The 23,691-nt window shown below is 67.9% G+C and carries 26 protein-coding genes; 12 read left to right on the top strand and 14 right to left on the bottom strand.

Annotated features, from left to right (window positions below; all coding sequences use genetic code 11):
* Nucleotides 1-397, top strand: a 397-nt coding sequence (locus WEB06_13070) for a hypothetical protein (protein ID MEX2556543.1), incomplete at its 5' end; no start/stop codon positions are given.
* Here the strand turns inward: WEB06_13070 and WEB06_13075 are convergent.
* From WEB06_13075 to WEB06_13105, 7 genes are all read right to left on the bottom strand, one after another.
* Nucleotides 342-1,913, bottom strand: a complete 1,572-nt coding sequence (locus WEB06_13075) for a sulfatase-like hydrolase/transferase (protein ID MEX2556544.1) — start codon at nt 1,911-1,913, stop codon at nt 342-344. The genes WEB06_13070 and WEB06_13075 overlap by 56 nt on opposite strands.
* 88 nt (nt 1,914-2,001) lie before the next feature.
* A complete protein-coding gene (locus WEB06_13080) occupies nt 2,002-2,217 on the bottom strand; it encodes a hypothetical protein (protein ID MEX2556545.1) in 216 nt (71 codons plus the stop codon).
* Nucleotides 2,218-2,373: 156 nt separating this feature from the next.
* Nucleotides 2,374-3,912 carry a fused MFS/spermidine synthase gene (locus WEB06_13085; GenBank protein ID MEX2556546.1) on the bottom strand — a complete coding sequence of 513 codons (1,539 nt, stop codon included), beginning with the start codon at nt 3,910-3,912 and terminating at the stop codon, nt 2,374-2,376.
* Nucleotides 3,905-4,363 (bottom strand): response regulator, encoded by a 459-nt coding sequence (locus tag WEB06_13090; GenBank protein ID MEX2556547.1) that lies wholly within the window; start codon nt 4,361-4,363, stop codon nt 3,905-3,907. Before WEB06_13090 ends, WEB06_13085 begins: the two co-directional genes overlap by 8 nt.
* 24 nt (nt 4,364-4,387) lie before the next feature.
* Nucleotides 4,388-5,035: a response regulator transcription factor gene (locus tag WEB06_13095; protein MEX2556548.1), complete on the bottom strand. Its 648-nt coding sequence runs from the start codon at nt 5,033-5,035 to the stop codon at nt 4,388-4,390.
* Nucleotides 5,036-5,054: 19 nt separating this feature from the next.
* Nucleotides 5,055-7,076 carry a GAF domain-containing sensor histidine kinase gene (locus WEB06_13100; GenBank protein ID MEX2556549.1) on the bottom strand — a complete coding sequence of 674 codons (2,022 nt, stop codon included), beginning with the start codon at nt 7,074-7,076 and terminating at the stop codon, nt 5,055-5,057.
* A gap of 192 nt (nt 7,077-7,268) precedes the next feature.
* On the bottom strand, nt 7,269-8,156 hold the full coding sequence (locus WEB06_13105) for a glycerophosphodiester phosphodiesterase (protein ID MEX2556550.1): 888 nt from the start codon (nt 8,154-8,156) through the stop codon (nt 7,269-7,271).
* Nucleotides 8,157-8,204: 48 nt separating this feature from the next.
* On the opposite strand from WEB06_13105, the gene WEB06_13110 reads away from it, so the two are divergent.
* From WEB06_13110 to WEB06_13140, 7 genes are read left to right on the top strand one after another with little or no spacing between them, the layout of a single operon-like run.
* Nucleotides 8,205-9,026: a TIGR03560 family F420-dependent LLM class oxidoreductase gene (locus tag WEB06_13110; GenBank protein MEX2556551.1), complete on the top strand. Its 822-nt coding sequence runs from the start codon at nt 8,205-8,207 to the stop codon at nt 9,024-9,026.
* Nucleotides 9,023-9,478, top strand: coding sequence for a hypothetical protein (locus WEB06_13115; protein ID MEX2556552.1), 456 nt, complete (start codon nt 9,023-9,025; stop codon nt 9,476-9,478). The genes WEB06_13110 and WEB06_13115 overlap by 4 nt, the downstream gene beginning before the upstream one ends.
* Nucleotides 9,479-9,488: 10 nt before the next feature.
* Nucleotides 9,489-10,643 (top strand): FIST N-terminal domain-containing protein, encoded by a 1,155-nt coding sequence (locus WEB06_13120; protein ID MEX2556553.1) that lies wholly within the window; start codon nt 9,489-9,491, stop codon nt 10,641-10,643.
* 17 nt (nt 10,644-10,660) lie between these two features.
* Nucleotides 10,661-11,299: an MSMEG_4193 family putative phosphomutase gene (locus WEB06_13125; GenBank protein ID MEX2556554.1), complete on the top strand. Its 639-nt coding sequence runs from the start codon at nt 10,661-10,663 to the stop codon at nt 11,297-11,299.
* Nucleotides 11,296-11,835 carry a DUF3090 domain-containing protein gene (locus tag WEB06_13130; GenBank protein ID MEX2556555.1) on the top strand — a complete coding sequence of 180 codons (540 nt, stop codon included), beginning with the start codon at nt 11,296-11,298 and terminating at the stop codon, nt 11,833-11,835. The genes WEB06_13125 and WEB06_13130 overlap by 4 nt, the downstream gene beginning before the upstream one ends.
* A complete protein-coding gene (locus tag WEB06_13135) occupies nt 11,825-12,553 on the top strand; it encodes an SCO1664 family protein (protein MEX2556556.1) in 729 nt (242 codons plus the stop codon). The genes WEB06_13130 and WEB06_13135 overlap by 11 nt, the downstream gene beginning before the upstream one ends.
* An 8-nt stretch (nt 12,554-12,561) precedes the next feature.
* Nucleotides 12,562-13,782 (top strand): PQQ-dependent sugar dehydrogenase, encoded by a 1,221-nt coding sequence (locus tag WEB06_13140; protein ID MEX2556557.1) that lies wholly within the window; start codon nt 12,562-12,564, stop codon nt 13,780-13,782.
* A 3-nt stretch (nt 13,783-13,785) separates the two neighbouring features.
* On the opposite strand, the gene WEB06_13145 is transcribed toward WEB06_13140, so the two are convergent.
* Nucleotides 13,786-14,106: a type II toxin-antitoxin system PemK/MazF family toxin gene (locus WEB06_13145; GenBank protein ID MEX2556558.1), complete on the bottom strand. Its 321-nt coding sequence runs from the start codon at nt 14,104-14,106 to the stop codon at nt 13,786-13,788.
* A complete protein-coding gene (locus tag WEB06_13150; GenBank protein ID MEX2556559.1) occupies nt 14,103-14,348 on the bottom strand; it encodes a ribbon-helix-helix protein, CopG family in 246 nt (81 codons plus the stop codon). The genes WEB06_13145 and WEB06_13150 overlap by 4 nt, the downstream gene beginning before the upstream one ends.
* A 137-nt stretch (nt 14,349-14,485) precedes the next feature.
* On the opposite strand from WEB06_13150, the gene WEB06_13155 reads away from it, so the two are divergent.
* On the top strand, nt 14,486-14,935 hold the full coding sequence (locus WEB06_13155) for a type II toxin-antitoxin system prevent-host-death family antitoxin (protein MEX2556560.1): 450 nt from the start codon (nt 14,486-14,488) through the stop codon (nt 14,933-14,935).
* 6 nt (nt 14,936-14,941) lie between these two features.
* Here WEB06_13155 and WEB06_13160 read toward each other — a convergent pair whose 3' ends face one another.
* Entirely contained in the window at nt 14,942-16,357 is a 1,416-nt protein-coding gene (locus tag WEB06_13160) for a class II fumarate hydratase (GenBank protein MEX2556561.1), read from the bottom strand.
* Nucleotides 16,358-16,445: 88 nt separating this feature from the next.
* Here WEB06_13160 and WEB06_13165 point away from each other — a divergent pair, with 88 nt between their 5' ends.
* A complete protein-coding gene (locus WEB06_13165) occupies nt 16,446-18,380 on the top strand; it encodes an acetate--CoA ligase (protein MEX2556562.1) in 1,935 nt (644 codons plus the stop codon).
* 96 nt (nt 18,381-18,476) lie between these two features.
* Complete coding sequence (locus WEB06_13170) at nt 18,477-18,662, top strand: hypothetical protein (protein MEX2556563.1); 186 nt, start codon at nt 18,477-18,479, stop codon at nt 18,660-18,662.
* 53 nt (nt 18,663-18,715) lie between these two features.
* Here the strand turns inward: WEB06_13170 and WEB06_13175 are convergent, their stop codons facing one another.
* Genes WEB06_13175 through WEB06_13190 form a run of 4 tightly spaced genes read right to left on the bottom strand, consistent with a single transcriptional unit; the run spans nt 18,716 to nt 22,849 of the window.
* On the bottom strand, nt 18,716-19,774 hold the full coding sequence (locus tag WEB06_13175; protein ID MEX2556564.1) for a glucose 1-dehydrogenase: 1,059 nt from the start codon (nt 19,772-19,774) through the stop codon (nt 18,716-18,718).
* On the bottom strand, nt 19,771-21,567 hold the full coding sequence (locus tag WEB06_13180; protein MEX2556565.1) for a glycoside hydrolase family 15 protein: 1,797 nt from the start codon (nt 21,565-21,567) through the stop codon (nt 19,771-19,773). The genes WEB06_13175 and WEB06_13180 overlap by 4 nt, the downstream gene beginning before the upstream one ends.
* A gap of 40 nt (nt 21,568-21,607) precedes the next feature.
* Nucleotides 21,608-22,684, bottom strand: coding sequence for a redoxin domain-containing protein (locus WEB06_13185; protein ID MEX2556566.1), 1,077 nt, complete (start codon nt 22,682-22,684; stop codon nt 21,608-21,610).
* A gap of 33 nt (nt 22,685-22,717) precedes the next feature.
* A complete protein-coding gene (locus tag WEB06_13190; protein MEX2556567.1) occupies nt 22,718-22,849 on the bottom strand; it encodes a hypothetical protein in 132 nt (43 codons plus the stop codon).
* Here WEB06_13190 and WEB06_13195 point away from each other — a divergent pair.
* On the top strand, nt 22,839-23,691 hold an 853-nt coding region (locus WEB06_13195), incomplete at its 3' end, for an alanine--glyoxylate aminotransferase family protein (protein MEX2556568.1). The two genes, WEB06_13190 and WEB06_13195, sit on opposite strands and share 11 nt — an antisense overlap.

The raw sequence follows: 23,691 nt of genomic DNA on the forward strand, positions 1-23,691 counted from the left end.
GGCCGTCGCCGGCGCTGTGATCCTGCTCCTGGCGCCGAGGGCCCGGCTCTCATCCGATCCGTTCTGGGCGGCGGTGCCCCTGATGCTCCTCGCATGGCCGATCGTGTGGATCCACTACCTCGTCCTGGCGTTGCCGTGGGTGCTGGTGGCGGGGCGGGAGGTCCCACGGCGGCTCCCCGGCATGGCGGGGCGAACGGCGTTCGTCCTCGTCGCTCTCGCGATCTTCGTCGGGTTCCCTCCCGGCACTCCCGGGCTCGGCGAGGCCGGCACGCTCGCCGTCGCGGTGCTCTATCAGATCCCTACCGTCGCCCTGATCGGCGCGGTGCTCCTCGAGATGATGGCTAAGAGCCGGGAGGACGAGCGGCTATCGCTGCGGGATCCCACACTCGTTCGCTGACCTTCTCGAAGCGGTATGGGTGGTCGTCGTCCGCATACACGTACACCTCGTCGGGGAGCAGGCCGAGCTTCGTGCGTAGATAGAGATCGAAGATCTTGCGGAACGTGTTCACCGGCGTGATCGTCGGGTACAGGCCGGGCTCGGCAACGCCGGGAAGGTAGTAGGCGTTGAGGATCCGCAACGTTTCGTTGATCTCCGCAGGCGCTGCGCGGGTCCAGTCGAAGCTCGGCCCCTCGATGTCGTATCGGATCGGGTGAGGGCCCTCATCTGATTGCAGCACAATGATGGGCCGGGACTCCGGAGGGCCGGAGAGCAGCACGTTGAGGAGGTCGTCGATCACCTGGTTGGTGTAGAGCAATTGGTCGATGTAGGCGTCGCGGCGTCCCTTCCGCTGTTCCTCGACCCCCGTCTGGAAGCTGCCGTCGCGATCGAAGATGTAGGGCTCGTGTGGCAACAAGAAGTGTCCGAACACGAACTTCGGGCCCGGGCGGCCATGCACCTCGCCGAGCGTTCGCAGCTGGAAACCAACCCGCTTGAAGTCCCTCACTCGTTCCGGGTCGCCCAGCCCCAGGTACTCCCCGATGGGGCGCGCCAGCGTCGTCGAGTACATCAGCTGCGCGAATCCCCGCCGCCCCTCGTAGGAGTAGTTGAAGTCGGCGAAGGGGCTCTTCGCGGTCCCTTCCCACCAGGAGCCCACATGGAAGTAGCTGTACCCGCTGCGCTGCAGGAAGCGACCGACTTGATGGTCCGCGAGCGCGTCGTAGATGGGTCCCCAGTCGCTCTCGTCGGGCGACACGCGCTGCGCGATGCAGTCAAGGTATCCGGCGTTGAGCGATGAAGCCAGGGAGTGGGCAGTGCGCGGGTAGTTCGCCCTGCTGTTGCTCGCAACGTAGAACCCTCTGTCGGTGAGTCCCGACAGGAATGCTGAGTTGTCGAATGAGTAGCTCTCCGTCAGCGTGTCGGAGCCTCCGTAGCGATCGAAGATGAAGTAGTAGATGTCCCTCGGCGGAGTCGTGCCGGTCGCCGCCCGGCCGGGTAAGGGTGCGGGGCAGTCGCCTTTGCTCGCCGGAGGGCCGCCGCCGCTCCGGATGATGGGGACCATGGAGGTCACCGCCAGGAACAGCGCGACGAGGTTCAAGATCGTTGTCGTCTCCTTCAGATACGTCCGGGCGCCGAACGCGATCAGGAGAACGGCTGCCGAGATAACGGCCCAAGGGATCAGCAGGTACAGATCCCGGTCGACGATGAATCCGCCGACGACCCGATTCCTCACGAGGTCCCAAACGTGACCGTAGGAGAAGAACAAGAGGAGGATCGCCGAGGAAACGATGCCGGCGCGAAGCGAGTCGTGGAGGAGCCATCGAAGGAGGAACATCAGGGCGACCCCGAGCGCCATCGCGAACAAGAGCGGAAGAACGAGGTCGCGCAGCGGCACTTCGTCGGCGTTCCGGGCGTAGAGCGTGAGGACGGGGAACGCGGAGAACAGAACAGGATGGAAAGGACGAGCTTCCTTCATCGGGATCTGGGCTGGCGCAACTAGGCTCCCGTCGATGGGCCCGTTTTCGATACCAGGCTAACCGATGCCGGTCGCCGCGCCCGGAACGCTACCGCGGGCCGGCCGCGTGGTGGCCGCCGCTCCGGAAGAGCTTGCCCACGAAGAAGGCCGACACGCGCCGCCAGAAGACTTTGACGGCGACGGCACCGCCGACCAGCGTCCCGACGACGAGCTGGAAGATGTAGCTGCCCGAGCCCGCATCGATGTACGCGACGACCGACGACGACGCCCCGATCAAAGCGACGACGGCTGCCGCCGCGCGCATGGCGTGATTGCCCTTCTTGACGGTCATGATGTCTCTCCGTTGGCTCGGCAGCGTGGGTTCCCTGGTTGGGTCGGCAAGCCCGGCGGCGGCCTTGAGTCCGCCGGGTCGCCGCGCGCACCACCGGGTCGATCCGGATCGCGACTGGGGCGGCGTGCCTTATCGTTCGAGCCGTCGTCGGAAATTAGGCGTCAGCAATTGGTCGACCGGCACATGGTCGTCGATCAGGACCGAGCCCCCCTCCTGATCAAGGTACGCGTCGACTTCGTCCCGCGGCACCATCGAGGGGACGTCCGGCAACGGGCGATCGCTTGCCGCCACGACGAACGTGCTCCCGCCTTTGGGATCGAGGGGCCAGAGCCCGGGCAGCGTCATCAGACGGACGTCGTAGAAGACTTCTCGCAGCGTGAGCATGAAAGACCGTAGGAATGCGTACTCGACGCCGTCCACGACGTTGATCATGTAGACGCCGTCGGGACGCATGTGCGTCTTGAGGAGTGCGTTGAACTCCACGGTCGTCAAGTGGTAGGGGATCGCGGCGTCGTTGAAAGCGTCGCCGAGCACAACGTCGAACTGCTCGTCGGCTCCGAGCGTCTTCAGCGCTTGCCGGGCGTCGTCGCTGATCGTCTCGACCGTCGTATCTCGCGACAGGAACAGACGATCGTGCGCGAACTCGGTCACTGCCGGGTCGATCTCGGCGACCACCTGCCGGCCGGTGTAGTACCGCTCAAGGTAGCGGGGCGTCGTGTACGCGCCGCCTCCGATCTGAAAGGAATCCACCCGAGTGCCGCGTGGGTACCAGGTGTCGAGAACCTGTTGGTAGAGGATCTGATACGGATAGATGAGATTGGTCGGATCCTTCGTGTCGACGTGTCCGTGATCGAGATGATCGAGGTTCAGCACAAGGATCTCGCCTCCCTGCACCTTCTCGATCGAGATGCAGAAGTAGTTGCTCTCGACCAGGCAGGGGCTCTTGCTGAGTGCGGCCATCCCGGCGATGAACAGCACCACCGCTGCGACTGTCATGCGCGAGCGCCTGGTCCAGATCGGATTGCTGAAGGCCCCGAGCACGAGTAACGCACCCGACACTCCCGCCACGATCGCTCGGGTGCCGAACCAAGAGATCAGGAAGAACCCGGTGAGGAACGTCCCGACGATGCTTCCGAGCGTCGCCGCGGCCTGGATCCGCCCGACGACCCGGCCCGTCGCGCCGAGGGAGCGGAGCGACAGCTTGATGAGCATCGGCGTCATCGTTCCGAGCAGGGTCGAAGGGATGAAGAAGAGCAGCGTCGTCAGCCACAGAACCTGGGTGATGGCCGGCCAGGTGTGCGGCGCGGCGATCTTCCCGAGATCCCTCGAGAACGCGAGGATCAGCGCGGATGTGAGCGCGCTGAGTAGGTAGAGCGAGGACAGCGTCGCCCGGCCAGGCGCGCGATCCGCTATCCGGCCGCCGAGCCAGTTCCCCAAGCTGATGCCGGCGAGCACCACGCCGATGATGGAGGTCCAGGTGTAGAGCGAAACCCCGATCGTGGGCGCCAGGATCCGGCCGGCCACGAGCTCGAGGACCAGGAGGCAGCCGCTCCCCACGAATGCGTACACCCCGGGGAACCGGAGCCGTTCGCCATGCGGTGGCTCGCCTTGGGAGAGTCCATCATCCGAATCGTGCTGTTCGGCGTGGGATGCGTGCGTGTCAGTCATCGAGGTCGCGACGGAGCTCGTCGACGGCGCCGTAGACGTCGGCGCTGCGCCGCAGCTCCCCACGGCGTGCTTCGACGGCCTTCTTGGTGCTCTTGAGCGCCCGCCGAACCACCTTTTCAAGCTCCGACGGCAGGAACGGCTTGGCGATATGGTCGGTCGCGCCCTTCTCGACCTCTCGTTGCACTCCCTCGGGGTCGTGTTTGGCCGTGACGACCACTATCGGCGTTTTCGCGCGCGACGGCATGTGGCGGATCTTGTCCAGCACGGTGTAGCCGGACATGCGCGGCATCATGATGTCGAGCACGACCAGGTCGTAGCGTGTGCGCTTTAACTTGCGGAGCGCTTCCTCGCCGTCGGAGGCTTCGGCGACGTCGTAGCCCGCATCGCGGAGCGTGTGATACAGCACGGTCCGCATGTCCGGCTCGTCGTCGACGATCAGGATCTTCGCCACGGCATCCCGGTCGAGGGCGTTCCTCTACTCGCTGCGCGGCGGCGCCGACACCAGGCCGAGGCGGAACGCCTCCGCGACCGCCTGTGCCCCGGTTGCGACGCCGAGCTTGGAGTAGATGCTCGTCAAGTGATTCTTGACCGTCTTGATCGACACGAACAGCTTCTGCGCGACCTCGGCGGGCCGGTGTCCCTCAGCGAGGAGCCGGAGGATCTCCAGTTCCCGTTCGGTTAGCCGCGTCCCCGCGCTCCCGCGCTTGCTGCCCGCCAGGTCGATCACGCGGCGGGCGATCGCAGGCGACAGGTACGAGCCGCCTTCGGCGACGGCGCGGACCGCCTGCAGGAGCTCTTCGGTCGAGGCCGTCTTCAGGACGTAGCCGTCGGCTCCGATCCCGATCGCGCGCGATATCGACGCGTCGTCTTCGTGCATGGTCAGGAAAAGGAAGCGGACGTCGGGGGCGGCGTGGCGGAGCTGCGCGGCGACCTCGAGTCCGTTCCCACCGGGCATCGTGATGTCGAGCACGGCCAGATCCGGTTTCGTCGACCGGATGAGCTCCAGCCCTTCGTCACCGCGTCCCGCCTCGCCGACCACTTCGAAGCCCGGCTCCGCCTCGAGCGTCTTCACGAGGCTCTGACGAACCAGCGTGTGATCCTCGATGATCACAACCCTCGTCATCGTCCGTCCCCCAGTCGCATCAGCGTCGATCGTCGTGCTTGACCTCGAGCACGACCCGGGTGCCGCTGCCGGGCCGAGCGCCGACGTCGAGGGTGGCTCCGATCGCCTCGGCTCGCTCACGCATCGCACTCAACCCTACGCCACCGCGGGGCCCCGTGGCCCGTTTCGAGCGCACGCCGATGCCGTCGTCCTCAACGAGCAGCCGGACGGCCGTGGCGCCGGAAGTGATGGACACTTTCACGGTCCCGGCTCCGGCATGGCGCAGCGCGTTCGAGACCGCTTCCTGCGCCACGCGGAAGATCTCGGCTTCGACCCCCGGCGGGAGACGCACCTCCCCGCGCGCCTCGAAAACGATATCCGGCCCGCCGAGCCCTCTGAGGTCCGACAGGTACGCGCGAAGCGACCCCACGAGACCTTCGGCCGACACCGACGAACGCAGGCCGAAGATCATCGAACGGACGTCTCCGGATGCCCGGTTGACGACGCGAGAGAGCCGCTCGACCTCTTGCTTCACGGTCGCTGGCGAGGCGGCGCCGTGACGGGCCATGAACTCGAGCTCGAAACGCAGGTGCGTGAGCGCCTGGGCGACTCCGTCGTGAAGCTCTCGCGCTAGCCGTCGGCGCTCCTCGTCGATGGAGATCTCGCGGACGCGTGAGAAAAGGCGTGCGTTCTCCACGGCGAGCGCGGTCTCCTGGGCGAGCTGCTGAAGCAGGACGCGGTTGGAGTTGTGCTGCGCGTGATCCGGGCAACCGGCGAGCAGGAGCCCGAGCGCGACGCCGTCGTGGCGCATCGGAGCGACCAGCCAGCAGTCGTTCCCGCCGCCGAGGGCCTGCGCGGTCGTGTCGTCGAGGTCGCTCGCCGTGATCACTCTCGCGTTCCCGTGCACCATCTCCGCCATGGCGCTCGAGGCGCCGGCCGAGGTCGCGGATGGATTCCGGAAGCCGTACGAACCCACCAGCGCGAGGTTGCCCGCCTCCCAGACGAACATGGCGCCCGATGCCGCCCGCAGCGAGTCGCGGATCTCCTCAAGCGCCGCATCGGCGACCGTGCCGATCTCGAGGCCTCCCGGCACGGTCCGGGCGATCCGATAGAGCGATGAAAGAACGCTGTTGGCTTCAGCGAGGAGGTCCCCGGTCTGGGTCGCTTGCGTGCGCCACAGGCGCGACGCGAATCCGCCGGCGATGCCGGCGAGCGGTGCGAGCATGTACCACGCCACCGCCTCGGTCGGCCCGACTACCCCGTCGCGAAGGTCGCCGACGATCAGCGGGGTCGACGTGGCCGCGATGATCAGCCCCGCGATCCCTCCCCACCGTTCGTTGTGCGTGAGCCCCGTCGCGGTTGCCACCACGAGCGCGAACGGGATGTACGGACTGACGACGCCGTCGGTGAACGCGACCAGGACGGCGGCGACCCCGACGTCCGCTCCGACCCACACGACCGAGGGTCGCCGCATCAACCACCGCGCGGTCACGTAGATGAACGCCAGCGCAAGGATCGTGGACCGAGTTCGCGACACCTCTGGCGCGGCCACTTCCAGAACCGCCGCGATCGCGATCGCGCCCACCCGTGCCGGCCCGATCCATCCGCGCACCCGCGCGAGCTTGAGGCCGGGCAGGCCCGGCGCCGCCTCGGGGTCGCCCATACCGAGCGCCATCCGGACCGCGCGGTGGAGATCGGTCGGAACGAAGGGCCGGGCGAGGATCCCGTCGACCGCGGAGTGGATCGTCGTGCGTGCCGCCCTGGCGCCGTCTACGACGGCGAGAACCTTGGGAGGTGCCTCGCCGGCGAGAAGCTCGGACATCGTGAGGCTCGAGCCCTCGACGCCGGCGATCACGAGCGATGGCCGCAAAGCGAGGATCGCATCTGCGTCGGCGGAAGGATCGGCCTCGATGACGTCGGCCTCAGGGAAGTTGAGTCGTAGCAAGAAGCCCAGATAGGGGTCCGGCTCGGCCAGCACGATGCGCGGCCCGCCGCGAGCGGACGCCGACTTCCGCGCGGCCTCAGTGCGCCGTCGATCCAGGCGTGGTGGTAGGACCTTCAACCCTCCCCCTTCAGCATCCAAACGAGAAAAGTGTCTCAATGGAGTATGTCGGCATGTTGGGAACCACTCTTACCCCTATCGAAGTCTGCGGCAATCGGACATTCTGCCTGCGACGATAGCGCGGCCTGGCCTCTGCGCCCACCCTGTGTGGCAATACGTGCTGGTCCGCCTGCGGGTTCGAACGATCCGGAACTAGGGGCCGAAGGTCGCGACGAGCAGGTCGGGACGGTCGGAGATGATCCCATCGACGCCGATCGCGGCAAGCTGCTGCATCCGAGCCACGTCGTCCACGGTCCAAACCACGACCTTGCGCCCGAGCAGATGCGCCACGGTCACCACAGGACCGATCAGGTCGATCGTGTCTTGGTCCGGCGCGCTGTACTCGTATCCGCGGAGCGTCGCGAAAACGGCGTTCGCGGTCAGTGTGAAGCCGAGCGGCACCGGCGTGACGACCCCGGCAAGTGCGTTGACGGTCGATGAGGATGTGAGGAGAAGGGTCGCGATCGTGGGTTCCCTGCGCTCGAGCCGGTCGAGGCAGAGCGGCCAGAACGACTGGACGATCACGTTCTGTTTCGGGAACGCCGCCGCGTTCACGGCTGCCCCCAGGGCGTCTGCGAGCTCGGTGCAGTCGACGTCGAATCCGGGTTCTCCCGGGATGTCCTTGATCTCGACCACCAGGCGCCATCCGGCCACGCGGCCCTCGGCCAGCACCTGATCGAGGGTCGGCACCGGATCGAAGACGAGCGGGTCGGGATCGGCGTCGCATTGCGTCACGACGGCCGCGGGCTTCTGAACGACGGGACCGGTGCAGTCCGTGGTCCGGTCGAGCGTCGCGTCGTGCATCACGACGAGCACCTCGTCCGACGTGAACTGCGTGTCGAGCTCGATCCACCCGGGAGCCCCCGCCTCCGAGAAGAGCGCGTGGGCATTGCCGAACGCGCCCATCGTGTTCTCGGGCCAAAGGCCCGCACCTCCCCGGTGCGCGATCAGCATCGGCTGGTCGGCAGCGGCGGCGGGGAAGGACGTGAGGGCGAGGACCCCTGCCGCGAGGCCGAGCGCCAGCGCTCTCCGGAGTCGCATGGGTCCGAGACTTCGACGTCGCACGACGGCTTTCCTATCATTCCGACCGTGCTCCTGTCGGCCAAGCTCGCGCCGTGCTTCGAGTATCCGGTGCTCGAGGAGTTCTGGCGCGCCTCGGATGAGCTGGGGTTCCATGCGATCTGGGACTACGACCATTTCTACGGCTTGGTCGATCCGAGCGGTTTCACCTACGAGGGGTGGACCACCCTCGCCGCGATGGCGACGCGGACCGAGCGCTCGCGGATCGGCTGCATGGTCACCGGCGTCACCTACCGGCACCCGGCCGTGCTGGCGAACATGGCGGTGACCGTCGACCACATCTCCGGCGGGCGGCTCGAATTCGGGATCGGCGCCGCCTGGCACGAGCCCGAGCACCGCGGGTACGGCATGGAGTTCCCGAGCGCCGGCACCCGGGTCGCGATGCTCGACGAGGCGCTCGACGTGATCAAGCTCCTGTGGACGCAAGAAGCGCCCTCCTACGAAGGGCGCTTCTATCGCCTCGTCGAGGCGCAGTGCGTCCCGAAGCCTTTGCAGAAGCCGCACCCGCCGATCGTGGTCGGCGGTTCCCAGCCAAAGATGCTGCGCCTCATCGCGAAGCACGCGGACGAGTGGAACACGCCGGCGCAGGGTCCCGAGGCCTGGGCGTCGCAGAGCGCGACGCTCGACGAGCTATGCCGCGAGATCGGGAGGGATCCGAAGGATCTCCGTCGTTCCGTTCAGGTCTTCCTGCACCCGCAGCAAGATGGTCAGATCGAGTCGCTCCTCGACACGCTGCCGGCCTACGCGGAAGCCGGTTGCGAGCACGTGGTTCTCTCCTTCTACCATCCTCCGACCCGTGCCCAGCTCGAGCGCTGCGCTGCACTCGGGTGAGGATCCACTCGAGCTCAGGCGTTGCGCCCGCCGACCGCGTCGCGGGTTGGGTTGCCGGGCTTCCGGAGGCAGCCGGATACGAGGTCGTGGTGCGGCCGCTCCGATATCGATCGCGTCCTCACCTTGCCGCTTACACGGAGTTCGACGAGCGGCGCATCACGCTGCAGGTTCCGGAGCCGTTCCTGCCCTTCGGCGAGATCGTGCAGTACGGGGCGCAGCGGCTTCCCGGCAAGGGCATGCGGTTCGTCTGGCTCTCCGAGGGTCTCACCTTCCGCACGCCGCGCGAGGTCGTCCGCTTCCTCTACTGCCACGAGTGGTACCACTGGTACCTGAAGGAGATGCTCGGTCGGCGAAGCTCTGCCGAGACCGCGTGCGACCGTTTCGCGCTGAGGAACTTCCGCCGCCGCAGCGTCTCGATCGCCGACGCGCAAGCCGCTCTCCACCGGCGATAGACTCGGCTGTATGAGCCGTCTCGCGATCGGGGCGGGCCTCGCGACCGATCCCGATCCCCAACGCGCCGTAGAGGCGGCGTGCGCTGAGGCGACGGCGGGCCTCCACGGCGGTTCGTGCGACCTCGCCTTCCTTTTCGTCTCCCCGCATCACGTTCCGCGCGTCGCCGATGCGGTCGCCGCCGCGCACACGGCGCTGCGGCCGGGGACGCTGCTCGGCTGCAACGGCATGTGGGTCGTCGGCGGCTCGCGAGAGATCGAGGACGCGCCGGCCGTCGCGGTATGGGCGGCGCATCTCCCGGATACGCAGGTCGTCCCGTTCGCGCTCGAGTACGCCGAGACCCCAGACGGGGAGACGTTCCTGGGTTGGCCCGACACGATCCCCGACGGTGCGACCGCGCTCGCGCTCGCCGATCCGTTCACGTTCCCGGCCGACGACTGGCTCGCGCGGCTCGCCGATTCGCAGCCCGGACTCGAGCTGATCGGCGGCCTGGCGTCCGGTGGACGTGCGCCGGGTCAGCACCGCCTGATCATGAACACGGAGGTGCGGAACGGCGGCTGCGTCGGCGCGCTGATCGCCGGACGCGTCAAGGTGCGGTCGCTCGTCTCGCAGGGCTGCAAGCCGGTCGGGCAGCCGTACGCGGTCACCGGCGCCGAACGGAACGTGTTGCTCTCGCTCGGCGGTCAGACGCCCCTGGACCGGATCCGCGAGACCTACGCCGAGGCGGACGCCTCCGATCGCGAGGCGATGCAGCTGGGGCTCCACGTCGGACGCGTTGTCGACGAGTACAAGACGGAATTCCGGCGTGGCGACTTCCTCATCCGCAACGTCCTCGGCGCCGACGAGCAGTCGGGAGCCGTCGCCGTGGGCGACGTCGTCAACATCGGCGAGACGGTGCAGTTCCATGTGCGCGACGCCGCGAGCGCGGACGAGGATCTCCGCTCGATGGTCGGCGCGGTCGATCGTCCGGCGGGGGCCCTGCTGTTCACGTGCAACGGGCGCGGTACCCGGCTCTTCGGCGTTCCCGACCACGACGCGGGCATCGTGACCGGAGCGTTCGCGTCACCGCTCGCCGGGTTCTTCTGCAACGGGGAGCTCGGCCCCGTCGGGGGTCGCAACTTCCTCCACGGCTTCACCGCCAGCCTGGCCCTGTTCTACGACTCCTGACCGGATACCCTCTCCAGATGCTTCTGTTCCTCATCCGACACGGCCTCACCGCGCACACCAACGAGCGCCTTAGCGGCTGGTTGCCCGGTATCTCGCTCACCGAGGAGGGCCGCAAGCAAGCCGCAGGTGTCGCCGAACGCATGCGGCCGGTGTCCCTCGACGCGATCTACGCGAGCCCCCTGGAGCGCACGATCGAGACTGCGCAACCGCTGGCCAAGTCGAAGAAGCTGCGGGTTCGCGTACGGGACGGCATCGGCGAGGTCCGTTACGGGGACTGGGAAGGCAAGAAGCTGCGAACCCTCGCGAAGACCAAGCTGTGGCGCCAGGTCATGGCCAGCCCGAGTCGCGCCCGTTTCCCGGGCGGCGAGACGATCGCCGAAACCCAAGCGCGCGCCGTCGCGGCGGTCGAGGTCATGCGCGAGGCTCATCCGCGCGAGTCGGTGGCGGTCGTCACCCACGCCGATGTGATCCGCGTGCTCGTCGCGTACTACGGGGGCATCCACCTCGATCTGTATCAGCGTTTGGTGATCGCGCCCGTCTCGATCTCGATCCTGTGGGTCGGCGAAGGCACGCCGCGCGTGCTCGCGGTCAACGACACCGGGACGCTCGACGGTTACGCCGCCGCTCCTCGCAAACCGGAGAGGAAGAAGGCGTGAGCAGCTCCTTCGAGCTCGACCCGGTGCAGCGGATCACCGCCGGCGCGGTCGGAGAGCCGGGTGCGAGGATCTTCTATCTCCAGGCCCGGGCCGGCGACCAGCTCGTGACGTTGCTGGTCGAGAAGGAGCAGATCCGCGCGCTGGCGACGTCGATCGAGCAGATGCTCGCGGCCCTGCCCGACACAGAGGAGGAGCCCCCGTCGGCCGCCGAGCCCGCCGACCCGACGCGCGAAGAGCCACTCGTGCCGGAGTGGCGCGTCGGCCCGATGGCGTTGCATTACGACGCGGATCGCGACTTCATCGTCGTGATCGCGAGCGAGTTGATCGACGATGAGGAGGAAACGCGCGATCCGTCGATCGCGAGGTTCGCCGCCACCCGCGCGCAGGCCCAGGCGCTGGCCGAACATGCCGAGACGGTCGTGGAAGCGGGCCGGCCCCGGTGCCGTTTCTGTGGGTTCCCGATGGATGCTTCCGGGCACACATGTCCCGCGATGAACGGCCATCGCGAGGCCGGTCCTTCGGCCGATGGCGACTGAAGTATCCGCAGAGCGGGTCACCACGCTTCTGTCCGAAGGCGACCTGACGCCGGTCGGGCTCCTCCCCGGCGCATCGAACGACACGTTCCTCGCGACGGTTTCCGACGAGGACCTGGAGGCCTACGCGGTGTACAAGCCGCGCCGCGGCGAGGCGCCGCTCTGGGATTTCCCCGACGGGACGCTGTACCTGCGCGAGATGGCCGCGTTCGTCATGAGCCAAGCGCTCGGATGGGGGTTCGTACCGCCGACGGTGATCCGCGACGGGACGCTGGGCATCGGGATGGTGCAGCTGTTCGTCGAACACGATCCCTCCGAGCACTACCTCACGCTTGCCCCCACTTACCCGGATCTTTTCCGCCGCGTCGCCGCGTTCGACGTCGTGATCAACAACGCGGATCGGAAGTCTGGTCATTGTTTGTTGCAGCGGGGAGAGGAGAGGATCTGGGTCGTGGATCACGGGGTCGCTTTCCACACGAGCCCGAAGCTCCGTACCGTCATCTGGGACTACGCCGGGGAGCGCCTGCCGGACGACGTGCTGGCCGACCTCCGCCGGCTCATCGGCGACCTCGCCGGTGGGGGACCGCTGCGTGCGCACCTGCGAACCTTGCTCGATGACGAGGAAGTGAGCGCGATGGCCGGCCGGATCGAGGCGCTGACGAGTGCGGCGACCTATCCTGAACCCGGGCCCGGCCGCCCGTACCCATGGCCGCCGATCTGAGGATGGCGATGCGGAAACGGCTGAGCCTCGCGATGGCCGCGGCGATGCTCGTGCTCGCGGCGTGCTCGAGCGATGGGTCCAAGCCGCCCGCCGGGCAGAGCCCCACGTCGCCCACCGCGACCTCCCCGGCTCCCACCGGTACGTCGGCGCCGGCGTTCAGCCTCAGCGCCGTGAAGATCCGCCTCCAGCGCCTGGTGAGCGGGCTGAGCAGTCCGGTGTTCGTGACGCACGCGGGCGACGGAAGCGGGCTCCTTTACGTGGTGGAGCAGACCGGCCGCATCCGCGTCTTCGAGCGGTCGGGCAAGGCTCGTGGGACGTTCCTCGACATCGCCGGGCGCGTCCAGAGCGGCGGCGAGCGCGGCCTGCTCGGGCTCGCGTTCCATCCGGAGTACGAGTCGAACGGCCGGTTCTTCGTTTACTACTCCGACAACGCAGGCGACAACGTCGTTTCCGAGTTCAGGCGCCGCTCGGCCACCGCGGCAGACACCGGGTCCGAGCGCGCCCTCCTGCGGATGGACGACCCGTTCTCGAACCACAACGGCGGCTGGCTCTCCTTCGGCCCCGACGGCTTCCTCTACATCGCGACGGGTGACGGCGGCAGCGCCGGCGACCCGCAAGAGAACGGCCAGAGCCTCCGGACCCTGCTCGGCAAGATCCTGCGCGTCGACGTGAACGGAGGTTCGCCGTACGCGATCCCGCCCGCCAACCCCTTCGTCGAGCGGGAGGGCGCGCGCAAAGAGATCTGGGCGTACGGGCTCCGCAATCCGTGGCGGAACTCCTTCGACCGGGCGACCGGCGACCTGTGGATCGGCGACGTCGGCCAGAACAGCCGCGAGGAGGTCAACGTCCAGAAGGGATCCAGCGAAGGCGGCGGCAACTACGGGTGGAACATCATGGAAGGGAACTCGTGCTTCCGCTCCTCTTCGTGTAACCGGTCGGGACTCATCCGGCCGGTCGTCGAGTACCCCACCGCAGACGGCTGCGCCGTGACCGGCGGATACGTCTATCGAGGCGCTGCCTTCCCGACGCTCGTCGGCGCGTACTTCTTCGCCGACTATTGCAACGGCCGCATCTTCGCGCTCGACGCCGCGCGCGCGACGCGAGAGGCGGTCAGCGAGCGACGGGTGCTCGACACCGAGATCAGTATCTCTTCCTTCGGCGAGGACGAGAACGGCGAGCTTTACGTCATCGGCCATGGCGGCACCGTTCACCGCCTGCTGGCCGCGTGATCTCTAGAACCAGATACCGAGCGCGAACCGCAGAGCGGCGTCGAGCTCAGGGACCTGCGTTACGTCAAGTTCGCCGACGGGGTCTTCGTCACAGCGGTTCTTCGGGATCGTGAGGATGCTGTCACAGAGCGCAACACACTCGTCTGGAAGACCTTCGCCGGGACCCAGGGGCACCTCGGAAGCGATCTGGCGGACGGTGCGCGTGATCGGCGCGACCACGACCGCCGAAAGGACGGGGATCGCAGCGTCCCTCGTGATCACGATCACGGGGCGTCGGCCCGCGGGCGGTCCCAGGTCCGCCCAGAATATTTCCCCTCGCTTCACCAGTCCGGAGCCGTCTCCGCGGCGAGACGGCGCGCAGCTTCGATGAACGCAGGGTCTTGAGGGATGCGTCGGTAGACCTCGACGAGCCTGTACTCGGCTTTCCTGATCCTTCGAGCTTCGAGTAGGGCGGATGCTGCGCGGCGCAGGAGCTCACTCCGGCTCACTCCGTCCTGTCGTGCCGCCTTGTCGAGTTCGGCCACGAGCTTGTCGTCGAGCTGGACGATCACCTGCTTGCGTGCCATGAACCTAGGCTATCATATGACATATCATATGAGCCGCGTTCTCGTTGCTGTCGCACCCCCCGAGTACCTTCCTCCGGAGGCGTCTGACATGTCTGACATGTCAGACGGTTGTTGGAAAGACTTAGTGGGAGACCGGGATGGGGTTCACGATCAAGGTGTCGAAGACGCGCAATGCGAGTGCTCGGGAATTGTCCCGCCGGACCGCCGATCTGCTCGATGAGGTCGAGGACGAAGGTGTCGGCGTTGTGATCGTGCGATTCGGACGACCCTCGGCGCTCTTGGTTCCTCTGGAGCGCAAAGAACGCAGCTCGCTGCGTCGGGTGATCATCGAAGAGGGCGAGGCCCAAGAGCCGGATGACCCGTTCGAGATGCCCGTGCTCTGCGAGGTCGACCGGCGCCTGCTGCTCGAGATGGCCGAGCGCGCTCCGGATCCCTACAGCCCTGAGGACTGGACGGGACCGATCACGGCCTTCTGCTCCGCATTCACGCGCCTCGAGTTCGAGCGCCTGGCCGAGAAAGATCGCGGCGGGCGGTGGCTCACGGCGCATGGCGAGCGTGTCGCCGCCGCGCTTCGGCGGGAAGGATGAGGTGTCTCAGCCGCCACCGAGTCCCGGCGCGACGATCCCCCCACGCGTCATCTTCATGAGATCCAGCGCTTCATCGAGCTCCTTCTCGCCGAGCACCCCCTTGGACAGGGCTACCTCGCGGATCGTTCGCCCGGTCTTGTAAGCCTCCTTCGAGATCTCGGCTGCCGCGTCGTAGCCGATCGCCGGGACGAGCGCGGTCACGATCGGGAACGACTGTTCGACGAGCGAGCGACAGCGCTCCTCGTCGGCCTCCACCCCGGCGATGCACTTGTCGCCGAACAGACGCGACGCCGACGCGAGCAGCGCGATCGACTCGATCAGGTTCCGAGCGATCACCGGCATGAAAACGTTGAGCTCGAAGGCGCCCGACATCCCGCACACCGCGACCGCGGCGTCGTTGCCCATCACTTGAGCGGCCACCTGCGTCACGACCTCCGGGATCACCGGGTTCACCTTGCCGGGCATGATCGAGGAGCCGGGCTGCAGCTCCGGCAGCTTCAGTTCCCCGAGCCCCGCCCGCGGGCCCGAGCCCATCCACCGGATGTCGTTCGCGATCTTCATGAGCGACACCGCGATGCGTCGCAGGATCCCGGATGCGAGGACGCACGCGTCTTTCGCGCTCTGCGCCTCGAAGTGGTCGGCCGCCTCGCGCACATCGAGGCCGGTGCGCGCGGCGATCGTGGCGATCGCTCGTGCGGCGAACCGCTCGTCCGCGTTGATCCCGGTACCGACCGCGGTACCGCCGAGCGCCAGCTCCTCGAGCTGGATCCGCGCATACACGAGGTCCCGGATCCCGTTGATGATCTGTTGCGCGTAGCCGCCGAACTCCTGACCGAGCGTGATCGGCGTGGCGTCCATCAGGTGCGTCCGGCCGACCTTGAGCGTCTCGGCGAACCGCTCCGCTTTGGCCGCGAGCGAATCCGCGAGCCGGACGAGCGCGGGCTCGAGGTCGTCTCGGATCGCGAGGAGCGCGGACACGTGGATGGCCGACGGTATGACGTCGTTCGAGGATTGCCCGTTGTTCACGTGATCGTTCGGATGAACGGTCTTCGATCCGCGCGCCTGGCCGAGCAGCTCATCGGCTCGGTTCGCGATCACCTCGTTCGCGTTCATGTTCGTCGACGTGCCCGAGCCCGTCTGGAAGATGTCGACCGGGAAGTGGTCGTCGAGCCTCCCGGCGATCACCTCCTCGGCTGCGGCCATGATCGCCTCGGCACGGCGCGCGTCCAGCAAGCCCAGTTCCTGGTTGGCTTTCGCGGCGGCCCACTTGATCAAGCCGAGCGCCTCGAGGAACCGCCGCGGGAACCGCTGACCCGACACCGGGAAGTTCTCGACGGCGCGCTGGGTCTGCGCGCCCCAGTACGCATCGGCCGGGACGCGCACCTCTCCCATGGAATCCTTCTCGACGCGGAACTCGCTCACGACGTCCTCCTTGGGTCCGCGGAAAGCGCGCCAATGCTACCGAGCAAGGCCCCGAGGTTGCGCTCCTTCGGATGGTAGGCTCGCGCGCATGCTCGACTTCGCCTGGAAGCCGACGTCCGAGTACATCGAGCGCGCGAACGTCACGCGCCTGATGCGCCGGCACGGGATCGCCGACTACCCCGAACTGATCCGGCGTTCGCAGGACGACATCGAGTGGTTCTGGCAGGCGGTCGTCGAGGACCTGGGCATCGAGTTCTTCACGCCCTACCACTCGGTGGTCGAGACGCCGAAGGGGATCGCGTGGCCGATCTGGTTCGTCGGAGGAACGATCAACGTCGCCCACAACTGCGTCGACAAGCATGCGGCGACGCGCCCCGACGCACAGGCGCTCATCTGGGAAGGCGAGGACGGCGAGGTACGCCGATTCACCTACGCACAGCTGAAAGCTGCGGTCGACCGTCTCGCGAACGGTCTCGCGTCGATCGGGATCGGCTTGGGCGACGCGGTGGGCGTGTACATGCCGATGATCCCCGAGAACGTCTTCACGCTGATGGCGCTCGCGAAGCTCGGCGCGATCTCGTTGCCGATCTTTTCGGGTTTCGCTCCCGGAGCGGTCGCGGGGCGTCTGGTGGATGCCGACGCCAAGGCGATCGTCACCGCCGATGGGTTCTATCGCCGCGGACAGGTGGTCGCGATGAAGGAAGCCGCCGACGAAGCCGCAGCGGGAGCGCCGACCGTGCAGCACGTGGTCGTCGTCCGCCGGATCGGGCGCGACGTCGCCTGGCACCCCGAGCGCGACCGCGACTACGGCGAGCTGGTCGCCGGCCAGAGCCCCGAGCGCGCGCCCGAGCAGCTCGACGCCGAGCACCCACTGCTGATCGCGTACACCTCGGGCACAACCGGGCGCCCGAAGGGTGCGGTGCACGTGCACGGCGGCTTCCTCGCGAAGATCGCGGAGGAGGTCGCGTACCAGACCGACGTGCACCCCGACGACACGCTGTTCTGGTTCACCGACATGGGCTGGATCATGGGCCCGTGGGAGACCGTCGGCACCCTCGCCAACGGCGCCACCGTCGTCCTGTACGAAGGCGCGCCCGACTACCCCGAGCCCGACCGCGTGTGGTCGCTGGTCGAGCGGCACGGCATCACGATCCTCGGCGTTTCCCCGACGCTGGTTCGCGCGCTGATCCCGCACGGCGACGAGCAGGTACAGAAGCACGACCTGTCGAAGCTGCGGATCCTCGCCTCGACCGGCGAGCCGTGGAACCCCGGTCCCTGGAAGTGGTACTTCGAGGTGGTCGGCGGCGGCCGCTGCCCGATCATCAACATCTCCGGCGGGACCGAGGCCGGCGCGTGCTTCCTCTCACCGACGCCGCTCACGCCACTGCGTCCCTGCACGCTGGGTGGCCCGGCCCTGGGCATGGCGATCGACATCTACGATCCCGACGGCAAACCGCTGCCGCCCGGGAAGGTCGGCGAGCTGGTGTGCACGAAACCGTGGCCCGGCATGACGCGCGGGCTGTGGGGCGACCCCGACCGCTACATCGAGGCGTACTGGTCGCGCTGGCCCGATGTGTGGGTGCACGGCGACTGGGCGAGCCGCGACGAGGACGGCTACTGGTACCTGCACGGCCGCTCGGACGACACACTGAAGATCGCCGGGAAGCGGATGGGTCCCGCCGAGATCGAATCCGTGCTCGTCTCGCATCCCGGCGTCGCCGAGTCCGCCGCGGTCGGCGTGCCCGACGAAGTGAAGGGGGAGAAGGTCTGGTGCTTCGCGGTGCTGAAGCCGGGCACCGAACCCACGGACGAGCTCCGCGCAGAGCTCCGCTCGATGGTCGAGCGTGAGTTCGGTAAAGCGTTCCGTCCGGACGCGATCCGCTTCGTCACCGCGTTGCCGAAGACGCGCAGCGCGAAGATCTTGCGCCGGGCTGTGCGCGCGGCCGCGCTCGGCGAAGACCCCGGCGATCTGTCGAGTCTCGAGAACCCGGCGGCGCTCGAAGAGATCAAAAGCGCTGTGTAGAGCCTGACTAGTCATCGTTAGTCATTTCGCGATTGGTCACGCCGAAACGCTCCTTCGTTCCATGCTTGATCAGGCATCGCGTCTACCATGACCGTCATGGACCACGACACGGATATCGTTAACTTGAAGCTCATCGTGCGCGCTCTACACCAGGATGTGTCTTCGCTCGACGCGCGCCTTCAGGCGTTGGAAGCGGAGATCCGCGAGCTGCGCGAGCGAACGGCCACCCCAGACCTGCACGTGATCACGTCACGCGAACGACACCAGCAACTCGGCGCCTAAGACCGGCCCCGTCTCAGACGATCAGCGCGCCGATCTCCCGCGACCGGCAGCCCTCACGGCGCAGAGAGACCCGGGAACGTCAGGATCACCTTCACGTCGTCCGGCGCGGATCCGACGGCCTCAAGCCAGTCCGTCGATGGAAGCCGACGGGTGATGCATCGTCCCAGCCAGCCCGGATCGGCATCCAGGAGGGCCCGGTGCGCCGCCTCGTAATGACGACGGTTGGCGTTCACCGAGCCGAACACGACGTCGTTCTCGAGGACGAGGGAGTTGTTGAGCGCGCTCGCGTCGATCCGGACGGTACGGCTGCCGGACGAAACGCCGGTGAGGCAGACGATGCCGTTCGGGGCCGTGGAAGCGACGGCCTGCATCACGACCTCGGCCGCTCCCGTGCACTCCACGACGATGTCGGCGTTCGGGCACGCATCCTCGACGGATCCGGTGTGATACGTGGCTCCCAGATCTCGTGCGAGGGCAGGCTTGGGTCCCGAAGTGACGCGGTCGAGCACGTGAACCTCCAGACCACGCTGCTTGCCCAGAAGCGCTGCCAGCAGCCCGAGCGGGCCGGCGCCGGTGACGAGGACGCGCGTCGGCGACCAGCTCGACCGCGCCCCGATGCGATCGATGTGTTCCCAGGCTTTGGCGGCGATGCTCGCCGGCTCGAGCAGCACCCCGGTCTCGCCGAGCCGGCGATCGACGCGCACGGCGAAGTGGGGCTCGATCCGCCAGCGCTCCGCCGCGTAGCCGTCGAGGCCCTTGATGCCTCGCTCCGTGTACAGGCCGTTGCCGCACATGTCCCACTCGTCGGCGGCGCACGCCGGGCAGGGAACCGGGTCGGGGCGCCGGACGATCCCGGCCACGAGGTCGCCGGGCCAGAAACCGCTGCCGGACGGCGCGTCGACGGCGCGGCCGAGCGACTCATGTCCGAGCACGATGCGGCGCCGTCCCGGTGGCGCCTTCCCGAACTCGCCGGCGAGGATCTCCCGGTCGGTGCCGCAGATGCCGACGGCGAGCGCTTCGACGAGCATCTCGCCGGTGCCCGGCGGCTCGTCGAGGCGCTCGATCCGCGCGCTGCCGGCTATGCCGGGCTCCACCGTCCAGGCCGGGATCATCGGGCGCCCCGTTCGTGCGCCGGGCCGTGGGCCCGGGAGAGGTTCGACGCGCTGTTGACGAGGGCGACATGGGAGAAGGCTTGCGGGAAGTTTCCGAGCAGGCGGCCCGCCTCGGTATCGTATTCCTCCGAGAGCAGGCCGAGGTCGTTGGTGAGCCCCAGGAGCCGTTCGAACCGAGCGCGAGCTTCCTCGATTCGCCCGGTGAGGGCGAGGCAATCGACGAGCCAGAACGAGCAGGGGAGGAATGACCCTTCCCCGGGCGGCAGCCCGTCAACGGTAGCTTGCCCGTCGGTGGCGTACCGCAGCACCATGCCGTCGCGCGTGAGGTCCCGCTCGATCGCGCCTATCGTGCCCGCGACGCGCTCGTCGGCCGCCGGGAGGAAGCCGACGAGTGGGATCATCAGCAAGCTGGCGTCGAGCGAGCGGGATCCGTAGTACTGGGTGAAAGCGCCGAGCTCGGCGTCGTAGCCTTCGCGGCACACCTCGGCATGGATCTCTTCCCGCAAGGCTCGCCAGCGATCGACCGGCCCCTCGAGTCCGTGCCGCTCGACGGCCTTGACGGCGCGATCGGCCGCTACCCAAGCCATAACCTTGGAATGGGTGAAGGCCCGCCGCGGGCCTCGTACCTCCCAGATCCCCTCGTCGGGCCGTTGCCAGTTGGATTCGAGGAAATCCATCATCGATCGCTGGAGCGCCCACGAGGCATGGTCTGACTCGATGCCGGCGCCGCGCGCCTGGTGCATCGCATCCATCACCTCGCCGTAGACGTCGAGCTGGAACTGCAGTGAAGCAGCGTTCCCGATCCGAACCGGAGCCGACGCCTCGTAGCCGGGGAGCCAGTCGAGCGCGATCTCGTGGAGCCGGCGCTCGCCTGCGGCTCCGTACATGATCTGGAGCTGTGCCGGATCCCCGGCGACGGCGCGCAGCAGCCAGTCGCGCCACGACTCGGCCTCCTTGCGGTAGCCGGCCAGCATCAGCGCGTACAGCGTGAATGTCGCGTCGCGGAGCCAGCAGAATCGGTAGTCCCAGTTCCGCACGCCGCCGATCCACTCCGGCAGGGAGGTCGTCGGGGCAGCAACGACCCCGCCGGTCGGCGCGTAGGTGAGCGCTTTGAGCGTGACCAGGGATCGCACCACCGTGTCCTGATAGGGACCGAAAGTCGTGCAGCGCGCCGACCATTCGCGCCACCACGACTCGGTCTCCGACAGCGCCTGTTCCGCGTCCACCGGTGGCGGCGACGGGTCGACCGAGGAATGCCACGTCAACACGAAGGGCACGCGATCCCCGGCCGACACCTCGAACTCTGCGACCGTCGTCATGTCCCGCCCGTGCGTGGAGACCGGGGTGTGCAGACGCAGCGCGTCGGGCCCGGCCACCGCGGAGATGCCGTCGGATCGGCGCCGAACCCACGGGACCGCGCTGCCGTAGTCGAATCTGATGATCAGCTCCATCCGCATCGGCACGCGGCCCTCCAGACCCTCGACGATCCTCACGACGTCCGGAGCGCGATGACGGATGGGCATGCAGTCGATGAGCCGGATCCTGCCCGACGGACACGCGAGCTCCGTCTCGAGGATCAGCGTTCCGTCACGGTAGCGGCGCGATACGGGACGCGATCCGCCGGCGGGCTCGAGCAGCCACCTCCCGTGCGAAGGGCTGCCCAGGAGCGCGGCGAAGCATGCTCCCGAGTCGAAACGCGGTAGGCACAGCCAGTCGATCGACCCGTCCCGGCCGACCAGGGCGGCCGTCTGCGTGTCGCCGATCAACCCGTAATCCTCGATCCGGAGGGGCATCCTCGAACCTTCCCCCGTCGACGCCGCCCTCGAAACGCGCTTAGCCGAACGTGAACGTGTAGAGCCGGAACCCCTTCGCCGCTTCGAGCGTGAGCACGACCATGTTCGACTCGGAGAGCCTCAGTAACGAGTAGAGATCCGAGCGGCTCACGTGCACCACGCCCTTCGAGGCGTCGTCTCCCAGCGCGGCGGCAGGTACCGGCTTACCGTTGAGCATGAGCTGGACGGATACTGCGCCCCCCGTTCCGGACGCGGCGACGAAGAACACGTCCTTCGCGAACAGCGGCAAGAGCACGCGCGCGCCGTCCTCGGCCGCCTCCAGGTACTCCTCGGTCGCGCGCCACTTGCCCTCGACGAAGAAGATCCCATCGGTGCCGGCGTCGTCGACGCTGCCTTTTGGTATCGGGGCGTAGTCCACGACGCGGTCCGGCCGGAAGCCTTCCGGATTGGCCAGCGAGCCCGCCGGCGCACCTCGCAGGTGCCCGGCGTAGATCTCGGGTGTGATGTGCGGATTGAACGGGCCTTCCTGGAAATCGATCGGCTCGGGCAGCATCGCGCCTGCCTCCTGTAAGAGCCCTCGGATCCGATCTTGGATCAAGTCCTCGCCGCCTTCCCCGATGTGATCGAAGCGGATCCGGCCGTCCGCGTCGATCAGGTACACGTGCGGCCAGTAGTGGTTCTTGTAAGCGCGCCAGGTCTCCATCTCGTTGTCGAGCGCGACCGGCCAGGGCAGGTCGCTGCGCTCGATCGCCTCGCGGACATTCACTTCTTGCTTCTCGAATTCGAACTCGGGCGCATGGATGCCGACGATCTCGAGACCGAACGGCTCGTATCGGGCGTACATCTGCCGCAGTCCGGGGAACGTGCGGACGCAGTTCACGCAGGAGTACGCCCAAAAATCGACGAGCACGACCTTGCCGCGGAGCCCGGCGACGGAGAGCGGCGTCGAGTTCAACCATCCGGCGATCCCGCGGAACTCCGGGGCCGGATCGTTCCGGGTGGATCCTCTCGGCGCCTCGCCTTGCAGGAAGCTGAGCCGGGTCGCCGCGATCGCGACGGCGACACCCACGAGGAGCAGCCCGATGCCGACGAGCGGGTTCCAGAAACGGCGTCTCACGCGGACATCGTACGGAGCGCGACCGGGTGCCGCTCAGCGCCGCGCGCGAACGACGAGGAGCGCGATCGTGGCCGCGAGCCCCACCGCGATGAGTCCGACCAGCCCGTAGATCACCGCGGGGATGTAGCACGTCATGCGGGTATCGTGGAAACCGATGCCCGACATGCCGGCGCGGATGCTGTTCGGCCCGGGGCCGTCCGACGTGGCGTCCTCGGTCCTCGAGGCGATGTCGCGACCCATCGTGGGACACCTCGACCCGGCTTTCGTCGAGCTCCTCGACGATGTTGCGCGGATGCTCCGCGAGACCTTCCGCACTGCGAACGAGGTGACGTTCGCCGTCTCCGGCACCGGCAGCGCCGGCATGGAGATGGCGCTCGTGAACCTCCTCGAGCCGGGCGATCGCGCGATCGTGTGCGTCGCCGGCGTGTTCGGAGAACGACTCGCGGAGATCGCGCGCCGCTGCGGCGCGCAGGTGGACGAGGTCCGTGCCGAATGGGGCTCGCCCGTCCCGGAAGCCGCCGTTCGCGAAGCGCTCGCTCGGGGCCCCGCGAAGGTCGTCGCACTCGTCCACGCCGAGACCTCGACCGGCATGCACCAGCCCGTCGAGCAGATCGCGCGCGACGCCCGTGAGCACGGCGCTCTCGTGGTGCTCGACGCCGTAACATCGCTCGCCGGTATCCCGCTGTCCGTGGACGAGTGGGGAGTGGACGTCTGTTACAGCGGAACGCAGAAATGTCTCTCGGTTCCGCCGGGGTTGTCGCCGATCACCTTCTCGCCGCGGGCGATGGAGGCAGCCGGCGCCCGGCGTGAGCCGGTGCGGTCGTGGTACCTGGACGTCACGCTGATCACGCGCTACTGGGGCGCCGACCGCGTGTACCACCACACCGCGCCCATCTCCATGCTGTACGCGCTCCATGAAGGCCTCCGGATCGTCCTCGCCGAGGGGCTGGAGGCCCGGTGGGAGCGGCACGACCGTCTCGGGACGAAGCTTCAGGCCTCGCTGGTCG

Source organism: Actinomycetota bacterium, assembly GCA_040905475.1.
Classification (GTDB): Bacteria; Actinomycetota; AC-67; order AC-67; family AC-67; genus DATFGK01.

What these genes read in the sequence shown, in the direction of transcription:
- WEB06_13075 (MEX2556544.1), bottom strand. Translation starts at nt 1,913, where the DNA reads ATGAAGGAAGCTCGTCCTTTCCATCCTGTTCTGTTCTCCGCGTTCCCC.
- WEB06_13080 (MEX2556545.1), bottom strand. Translation starts at nt 2,217, where the DNA reads ATGCGCGCGGCGGCAGCCGTCGTCGCTTTGATCGGGGCGTCGTCGTCG.
- WEB06_13085 (MEX2556546.1), bottom strand. Translation starts at nt 3,912, where the DNA reads ATGACTGACACGCACGCATCCCACGCCGAACAGCACGATTCGGATGAT.
- WEB06_13095 (MEX2556548.1), bottom strand. Translation starts at nt 5,035, where the DNA reads ATGACGAGGGTTGTGATCATCGAGGATCACACGCTGGTTCGTCAGAGC.
- WEB06_13105 (MEX2556550.1), bottom strand. Translation starts at nt 8,156, where the DNA reads ATGCGACTCCGGAGAGCGCTGGCGCTCGGCCTCGCGGCAGGGGTCCTC.
- WEB06_13120 (MEX2556553.1), top strand. Translation starts at nt 9,489, where the DNA reads ATGAGCCGTCTCGCGATCGGGGCGGGCCTCGCGACCGATCCCGATCCC.
- WEB06_13125 (MEX2556554.1), top strand. Translation starts at nt 10,661, where the DNA reads ATGCTTCTGTTCCTCATCCGACACGGCCTCACCGCGCACACCAACGAG.
- WEB06_13135 (MEX2556556.1), top strand. Translation starts at nt 11,825, where the DNA reads ATGGCGACTGAAGTATCCGCAGAGCGGGTCACCACGCTTCTGTCCGAA.
- WEB06_13140 (MEX2556557.1), top strand. Translation starts at nt 12,562, where the DNA reads ATGCGGAAACGGCTGAGCCTCGCGATGGCCGCGGCGATGCTCGTGCTC.
- WEB06_13150 (MEX2556559.1), bottom strand. Translation starts at nt 14,348, where the DNA reads ATGGCACGCAAGCAGGTGATCGTCCAGCTCGACGACAAGCTCGTGGCC.
- WEB06_13155 (MEX2556560.1), top strand. Translation starts at nt 14,486, where the DNA reads ATGGGGTTCACGATCAAGGTGTCGAAGACGCGCAATGCGAGTGCTCGG.
- WEB06_13165 (MEX2556562.1), top strand. Translation starts at nt 16,446, where the DNA reads ATGCTCGACTTCGCCTGGAAGCCGACGTCCGAGTACATCGAGCGCGCG.
- WEB06_13170 (MEX2556563.1), top strand. Translation starts at nt 18,477, where the DNA reads ATGGACCACGACACGGATATCGTTAACTTGAAGCTCATCGTGCGCGCT.
- WEB06_13175 (MEX2556564.1), bottom strand. Translation starts at nt 19,774, where the DNA reads ATGATCCCGGCCTGGACGGTGGAGCCCGGCATAGCCGGCAGCGCGCGG.
- WEB06_13180 (MEX2556565.1), bottom strand. Translation starts at nt 21,567, where the DNA reads ATGCCCCTCCGGATCGAGGATTACGGGTTGATCGGCGACACGCAGACG.
- WEB06_13190 (MEX2556567.1), bottom strand. Translation starts at nt 22,849, where the DNA reads ATGTCGGGCATCGGTTTCCACGATACCCGCATGACGTGCTACATCCCC.